This window comes from Calditrichota bacterium (assembly GCA_013151735.1).
Taxonomy (GTDB): Bacteria; Zhuqueibacterota; JdFR-76; order JdFR-76; family BMS3Abin05; genus BMS3Abin05.
Genome location: JAADHR010000013.1, coordinates 1 through 5,406, shown reverse-complemented (window position 1 = coordinate 5,406; position 5,406 = coordinate 1). Strand labels below are relative to the sequence as shown.

General features: G+C 48.0%; 3 protein-coding genes. 1 reads left to right on the top strand and 2 read right to left on the bottom strand.

Annotation, left to right across the window (positions count from 1 at the left end; genetic code table 11):
• Positions 1-449 precede the first annotated feature (449 nt).
• Together GXO76_00475 and GXO76_00470 are read right to left on the bottom strand one after the other, a co-directional pair.
• Positions 450-1,289, bottom strand: coding sequence for a class I SAM-dependent methyltransferase (locus GXO76_00475; GenBank protein NOY76318.1), 840 nt, complete (start codon positions 1,287-1,289; stop codon positions 450-452).
• A 12-nt stretch (positions 1,290-1,301) separates the two neighbouring features.
• Positions 1,302-2,999, bottom strand: coding sequence for an NTP transferase domain-containing protein (locus tag GXO76_00470; GenBank protein NOY76317.1), 1,698 nt, complete (start codon positions 2,997-2,999; stop codon positions 1,302-1,304).
• A 521-nt stretch (positions 3,000-3,520) separates the two neighbouring features.
• Between GXO76_00470 and GXO76_00465 the strand changes: the two genes are divergently transcribed.
• Complete coding sequence (locus GXO76_00465) at positions 3,521-5,365, top strand: adenosylcobalamin-dependent ribonucleoside-diphosphate reductase (GenBank protein NOY76316.1); 1,845 nt, start codon at positions 3,521-3,523, stop codon at positions 5,363-5,365.
• The last annotated feature ends 41 nt before the right edge of the window (positions 5,366-5,406 follow it).

Below are 5,406 nucleotides of genomic sequence, written 5' to 3'. Positions count from 1 at the left end.
AATGATATGATCTACGGTATTTTTACACAGGCCTGAAGGCCGTAGCCAGTCAAAAAAGCGAAACCGTTGAAACGGTTTTTGATTTTGGATCATCCTCACAAAACCCCACGATTAAAAATCGTGGGCTGCTTATGAAAGAACGGTTTGGAAGGAATTTTTCCTTCAGACCCTTCAAGGTCCTCCGTGTCCGTGAGGATCGGTGGCTAAGGGCCTCAAAGTCACCAGAATGTGTACCCAAGATAGCTTCAATACGGAGAAAAGCTCGAAATGAATGGTTTTTCCGGAATGAAAAATTTTATTTACCAGGTATTGCGAAAAGTCCATCCACAAAAATTCTAGTAGAGCCGTTTTTTTGAATATTTCGTGTAAATTTGTGTAAAGTCGTGGGCTATCCTCAGGGTTACAACGTTTCCTGACGATTCGCGCAAATTGGGCGGCCATTTTTTCTCTTACAGTTTTCGACCCACAACCAATGTGGAGAGTTTGAAACCGTTTACTATCGGGTACGTATTTTCGCGTGAGGAGGGGATGGGGTGATATTTTTGTCTGAAATGCTTTAAATAAAACGATTGAGCAGATAAGAAGGCGCGGGACAAAATTGATTTTTGAGCATCCAGATAATTTGAAGCGGGCGAAAAGAGTTTCATGCCGTTTTGCAGAAAAATTATCCCTTTCCCCACCAATGTGCTTTCGTGCTCAATTTGCAAGCCAACGGATTCTACCAAATTATGAAGGCTTTTGGGAGAGAAATCGAAATAGGCATCGTCCTCCAAAAGCAGCGAAGCCCCGTGAGAGATCCAAAGGATCAGGTGTCCCTCCGGTTTGAGAGCCGAATACACCTGCTGGAGAAAAGCACGGGGATCGTTTACACGGCGCAGGATATCCAATCCGACAATCGTTTCCACGCTTTGCGATTGGATGGGAAGCCAATTTTCGTGCACAACGGCGTCGCCACGCCCGTCGCGAACATGGTTTAAGAACTCAAATCCCCAGTAATGTTCAGACAACCGCTCAAACAGTAAACGGAAGGGTTTACCCTGACAGCCGATTTCCAGGACACGTCCATGAATAAACGGCCACGCTTTCATAAGATGTCGAAAGCGAATTTCCATGGAAAACCATTTCCACCAAGGGACCTTTTCCTGATCCACATAATACCGGTTGTGCTCGGAATCGTAGACCAGAACACCGGTGTCTTTAAAAAGATGCGAGGCATTAATTCGTTGAAGCCGGGACAATCGCCGGGATTCATTCAAAATCCAGGGAATTTTTATTTCGCGCGTCGCCATATGTTGCTTTCCTTATCCCCTTAAAACTCGAAATGGTGTTCTCAACAGGATTTTAAAATCCAGTAAGAGAGATTGATTGCGGACGTAATAAATATCGTTTCGAATCCATTCGTGGAAACTAAAGTGATCTTTTCTGCTGACCTGCCACAAACCCGTAAGGCCGGGTTTTACCCGAAGCCTGACATCCCGCCAGCCCGGAGAAAAGCGCATCTCCGGTCTGGCGAGCGGGCGCGGGCCTACCAAACTCATGTCCCCTTTCAGCACATTAAACACCTGCGGAAGCTCATTGATACCCATGAGCGCCAGGAATTTGCCGACGCGCGTCAGACGGGGCTCTTCAACCGAATCGCCCGGCTTCTGATTTATGGACGGTCGTTTTGCACGTCTGGCGTGTATGCGAAATCTCCACATCCCAAAGGGCCGGCCCCAGCGCCCGATTAAGTGTTCCTTTTCAAATACCGGCCGTCCGCTTTCAACAAGAACGGCCAGCGCTGCCAGAATCAAAACCGGTGAAAAAAGAAGGCTCAGGAAAACGGCGCCCAGAAAATCGATACCGCGTTTCATCTTTTCAAAAAGGGTCAGTTTTAGATAATCGACAATCGACCGGGGTTCGGGCATCCAGAGAGAATCAAATTTCAGGTTTCGGGGAAGCAAATTCAGCTGGCCAATTTCCATCGGCATATCCAGCATCACCTGCCGGCTGAAAAAACTCCGCTCACGGATACTGAAACTTTCGCCAATCAGGGAGTACTCTACGTGGCTGTTTCTCCGGAAAACGGAATTATCCCAGACCACGCTCTCCCGCAGAAAGCTTCCTTCGGCAAAATGGCAATTCTGTCCGATGACGGCCGGCCCCACAATCCGAACGCCTTGTTCAATCGTTGTGTACTCGCCAATTACCACGGGGCCGATAATTTCGGTATCCGGATCAATCTGGACCCCGCGGCCAACCCAGACCTGTTCCCGGATCTCATTCCCCCAAAATCGGGTCATCCAGTTTTGATAAAGGACATCGAAATTCGTTTGCAGATAGTCCTCAAGGGATTCAATGCTTTGAATAAATTCAGAAGAAATATAGCTGTATATCGGGACATTTTTATTCTTTAAGGCGGCAATAAACTGCTCCTTCAAATCCAGATAGCCCTTGTAGCGGGAGAAAATATCCAAAATTTTCGGGTTTAACAGATAGATTCCCCGGGGAGATGTAGAAAATTCTGATTTGAAAGCGTAGGGTTGTGTTTTCACCGTTTTTACGGACCCGTCGGCCGCGATGGTAATTTCCGTTGCCGGTTTGGGTTCCTGAACCGGGTAACCCGTCACAATGGTAAAATACGACTTTTTCAGATCGTGATAGTGAACCAGTGTGGAAACATCCAATTGACTGATCACATTCCCATTGAGCACCAGCACATGATCATCCGTCAACCATTTCCGAATGTCGACCAGCGTTCCGGCTGTGCCTCTCGGATACTCTTCCTCGTAAAATCGAAATGTAAAATCGTGAAAGGAGGGCTGGTCCAGGTAATTTTTGAGAACAGAGGTTTCGTGATTGACACAAAAAATGACGTCCTTGACTTCCCATTGCCGCAGATAGCTGAGAACATAATCGATCAGCGGCTGATTGGCAATATTAAGCAGCGCCTTGGGATAATGACGGGTTAAAATAGAAAGATTTGTTTCCAAACCTCCTGCTAAAATGACGGCTTGCATGGAATCCTCGTTTCTTTTATTCTCCAATATGTTACAAATCGTTTAAGCAGCTCGAACACCTTTCCTCCCGCCTGTAAGAAATCACATCTGAAATAGCAAAGGGCATACCATAATCTGCACGGAACACATATTTTTCATTCAACTGATTTTATTTAAGTTAGAAAAACAAGGCCGGCGTCCCGGGGAATTGATACCGGGAAATCGTGTCTCAGTGATACACATGCATTCAGAATGGAACGCCATGCAAAACATCCAGGCCTCATCCGGATAAGCCGCACGTTTTGCATCTGCACGCCGAAAATCCGCTGAAAAACAGAGGCAAAAATACCTTCCCTGTTTGGATTCAAGAATCTTAAAACACCGAAATTTTTTCTTGATTTAAACGGTCCTTCCCGTTACATTGAAATTAATTGGGGCTTTTACCGGAGCCATATATTTCAATCCATTTTCGGAAACCTTTTTCACGCAAGAAGAGAGATTAAATCCATGCCGCAAATAGGCGAAATGAGGACCTGTTCAGGATGAAAAGCGATTTCGCTCCACATCTCTCGCAGAACGCTGACATTCTTTTGAGAAACCGCTATTTAAAAAGGAACGCGCGCGGCGAAATCATTGAAACACCCGGGGACATGTTCCAGAGGGTTGCCCGATTTGTGGCCAAAGCGGATGCCCTTTACGATTCCCGGGCAGACCTTGAAAAAACAAGCGAAGCCTTTTTTCAGATGATGGCCCGCCTGGACTTTCTGCCCAATTCTCCCACACTGATGAACGCGGGGCGCCGATTGGGACAACTCTCGGCGTGTTTCGTGCTCCCTGTTGAAGATTCCATTCGGTCCATTTTCGAAACCCTGAAACAGACAGCCATCATTCACCAGAGCGGGGGTGGAACCGGATTTTCCTTCTCGAAATTGCGGCCCAAAAACGACCTTGTTCGTTCCACAATGGGAAAAGCCAGCGGCCCCATTTCATTTATGGAGGTTTTCGACTGCGCAACGGAAGCCATCAAACAGGGGGGAACGCGGCGGGGAGCAAATATGGGCGTGCTTCGCTACGACCACCCCGATATTCTGGAGTTCATTCAGTCCAAGCGAAACAGAAAACGCCTGCACAATTTTAATATCTCCGTGGCGGTTTCGGATGATTTTATGCGTTGCGTGCAGGAGGGCTGTTTTTTCGATACGGTGAACCCGCGAACGGGTCAATCTGTGAGATCGCTGCGTGCGGCGGAGGTCTTCGAAAAAATAGTCGAAAACGCCTGGGAAACCGGCGATCCCGGATTGCTGTTCCTGGATCCCATTAATCGGGACAATCCGACCCCGCAGCTGGGTACCATTGAAGGCACCAACCCTTGCGGCGAACAACCCCTTTTGCCGTACGAAAGCTGCAATCTGGGGTCGATTAATCTTTCCAGTTTTGTAACCAACGGTTCCCCCGATTTTGAGCGTCTTCGAAAAACGGTCCGGCTGGCCGTTCATTTTCTGGACAATGTAATTGATGTCAATCGCTTTCCGCTTCCGCAGATTAAGCACACAACGCGCGGGAATCGAAAAATCGGCCTGGGAGTCATGGGCTTTGCCGATTTTTTGATTCTCCTGGGCGTTCCCTACGATTCCGAAAAAGCCCTTCAGCTTGCAGATGAGGTAATGGCATTTATTCAAACAGAAGCCGATCGCGCCTCGGAAGACCTGGCCCAAAAAAGAGGCCCCTTCCCGAATTTCAGGGGAAGCACGTACGACCGCCCCGGGCGTAAGCCCATTCGAAATGCCACACGTACGACCATTGCACCTACCGGATCCATCAGCATTATTGCAGGTACCTCCTCGGGAATTGAACCCCTTTTTGCACCCATTTTCGAACGGCACGTCCTTGAAAATGAGGTTCTTCTGGAAATTCACCCCATTTTTGAAACGCTCGCGAAACGGGAGGGTTTTTTCAAACTGCCCCTGCTGGAACATATTGCCCGAACAGGATCGGTGCAAGACATCCGGGGCATTCCCGAAAACATCCGGTTGCTTTTTAAAACGGCACACGAAATCCCGGCCGAATGGCACGTTCGGATGCAGGCTGCCTTCCAGAAACACACAAACAACGCCGTTTCGAAAACGATTAATTTTCCGGCCGATGCCCAACCGGAGGCCATTCGTGAGGCCTTTTTGCTGGCCCACAGGCTCGGCTGCAAAGGGATTACCGTTTACCGGGACAAAAGTCAAACCGGCCAGGTTTTGACCCGGGGGAGCAGAGAAATCGAAACCGAATTAAAAATGAGGCAATCCGTTTCTGTGGATGTAAAGGAAAGCTTAAGATTGTTGAGAGGTAAAATCACCCGAAAACAGTCGGGATGCGGTAAAATGAAATGTCTGGATTGAGGACACCGTGATCTTTAAACCGTCGACACGAAAAAAGACCG